The 2,000-nt window shown below is 75.3% G+C and carries 3 protein-coding genes; 1 reads left to right on the forward strand and 2 read right to left on the reverse strand.

The window, feature by feature from the left end; genetic code table 11:
* Positions 1-330: 330 nt before the first annotated feature.
* A complete protein-coding gene (locus LCE31_RS39235) occupies positions 331-525 on the forward strand; it encodes a hypothetical protein (RefSeq protein ID WP_225023034.1) in 195 nt (64 codons plus the stop codon).
* Between the two features lie 195 nt (positions 526-720).
* On the opposite strand, the gene LCE31_RS39240 is transcribed toward LCE31_RS39235, so the two are convergent.
* A complete protein-coding gene (locus LCE31_RS39240) occupies positions 721-1,257 on the reverse strand; it encodes an EF-hand domain-containing protein (RefSeq protein ID WP_225023035.1) in 537 nt (178 codons plus the stop codon).
* 246 nt (positions 1,258-1,503) lie between these two features.
* Positions 1,504-1,761 carry a hypothetical protein gene (locus LCE31_RS39245; RefSeq protein WP_225023036.1) on the reverse strand — a complete coding sequence of 86 codons (258 nt, stop codon included), beginning with the start codon at positions 1,759-1,761 and terminating at the stop codon, positions 1,504-1,506.
* Positions 1,762-2,000 lie beyond the last annotated feature (239 nt).

The raw sequence follows: 2,000 nt of genomic DNA on the forward strand, positions 1-2,000 counted from the left end.
CCCGCCCCCCCCCGGGCCCCCGCCGCCCCCCCCCGGGGCCCCCCCCCCCCCCCCCCCCCCCCCCCCCCCCCCCCCCCCGGGGGGGGGGCCCCCCCGGGTTCTCGTTCGGGGTGCCGAAGGCGCTCGGGGTGCCGAAGGCGCCGTACGAGCGCGGCCACGCCGCCGCCGGTCGCCCCCGCGTCGCTGCTACGAGCCCGGCGCGGGGCCTCGTAACGGTGTGCGGTCCACCATCACCCGAACGGCGGACACGTCACGCGGCCGGACGGCGCCCCTCCTCCGCCACACTGGCGCCCACATGCCGCAACACCGTGCGGCGGAGGAGGGTGCACGATGGCGATCTCGGTCTCTCTGTTGCTGCTGCTCGCGATCATGGCGGTGATCTTCGTCCGCAGCGGCGGGCTGAAGATCTGGCACGCCGTGGTCTGCATGCTGCTCGGCTTCATGCTGGCGAGCACGAGCATGGCGTCCACCATCAACAACGGCGTATCGGCGACCGCCGACATGGTCAGCAGCATCAGACCGTGACGGCCGCAGGCACCGTCCGGGCAGGCCCGGGGGGGGGCCGGGGGCGCCCCGCGCGCCGCCCCCCCCCGCCCGGGGGGGGGGGGGCGGGCCCCCGCCCCCCCCCCCCCCCCCGGCCCCGCCCCCCCCCCCGCGGGGGGCCCCCCGCCGGGCCCCCCCCCCCGCCCGGCCGCGAACCACCCGGGAGCGGGGCGGAGTTCAGCTCGCCGCGGGCTCCCCGACCAGCTTGTCGCCCGCGATCCCTGCCTTGTCGGGGCTGTAGTAGTCCCTGATCCCCGTGGCCCAGACGGCGGCCGTGATCCGGTCGTCCTCGTCGGGGCCGAACGCGTCGAACAGCGCGTGGATGTTGGGCACCGGGAAGCCGATGGCCGTCATCAGCGCGGCGAACACGGGGCGGGTGACGTATCCGTCTCCCGCGAGGTCGCCGAGGCCGGCCAGGGAGGTGGCGAAGTCGTCGAGCGCGTCGTCGAACCGCTCCGGGTTCAGGACACAGGCGGTGTACTCCTCGAAGCTGATCCTCCCGTCGCGGTTCTCGTCCAACTCGCGCAGCAGAGTCTCCCAGTACGTACCGAAGGCCGCCACCATGGCGGCCTTCGCGTCCTCCTCCGCGTCCGGCACGGCCTGGACGACACGGTCCGCCATGAGGTCGAAGTCGTCGGATTCGAGAATGCCGTTGCCATTGACGTCGAACAGATCGAAGACCACTCTGACGCGGTCGATCGCTTCGCTGCGCATGGTGTGCTCACCCTCCGTGAGGCTCGGACTGGCCGCCCGCGACCAGCCGTTCCACTATGCGGAAGGCACGGGGCCTTCATCGAGACGCCGGATGCCGGTTCACCGGAAGGAATGAAACCGGCCCTGCGCACGCATGATTCCCCTATCGGCCGTACACGCGGGGCGAGTTGAGAGCCGTGTGCCGGGTCGCCCCCCGCTGCCGGTTCGCACGCCCGCCGGGTCGCCCCCGAGGAGCGAGGTCGGGCGTCAGTGGAGGCCGGGCAGTTCCCCGAGCCTGCCGGCGCGGAGCGCGTCCGCGACCTCTGCGGCGCTCGTCAGGCCCCGCTCCTCGATCTCCTGGGCGATACGGCGCCGGTACAGCTTCTGGAAGGTGCCGAACAACTCCTGGCCGCTGACATCGGGGTCCGCCGCGATACGCGCCACGATCTGGCCGCGCCAGAACTCGGGTGTGCGTGCGGCCTCCCGCAGCGCGGGGTCGGGGGTGTCGTCAGCGGGTCGGTTCATGCCCGCATGCTACGGGCTGCCCGGACCGCCGCCGCGGGCCGCCGGGGTCTGCTGGGAGTCCGAGGGCCGCCGGCGGTCCCCGGGGAGCGACGCGGCCTGGCGAGGAGGCAGCCGTGCGGACAGGTCCGAACCGCAGCTGGACGCGGGCGCGCCCGCCGGGCACGGCGGGGCGTGCCGCCGCGTGCCGCGCCCGCGCGGGCACGGATCAGGCGTCCGGAGCGCCCTCCCCGCCCCCGGAC

The sequence above is a fragment of the Streptomyces sp. 8L genome, assembly GCF_020176795.1.
Classification (GTDB): domain Bacteria; phylum Actinomycetota; class Actinomycetes; order Streptomycetales; family Streptomycetaceae; genus Streptomyces.

Excerpts from the sequence above, each read along its gene's own strand:
- LCE31_RS39235 (WP_225023034.1), top strand. The coding sequence starts at position 331 with ATGGCGATCTCGGTCTCTCTGTTGCTGCTGCTCGCGATCATGGCGGTG.
- LCE31_RS39240 (WP_225023035.1), bottom strand. The coding sequence starts at position 1,257 with ATGCGCAGCGAAGCGATCGACCGCGTCAGAGTGGTCTTCGATCTGTTC.
- LCE31_RS39245 (WP_225023036.1), bottom strand. The coding sequence starts at position 1,761 with ATGAACCGACCCGCTGACGACACCCCCGACCCCGCGCTGCGGGAGGCC.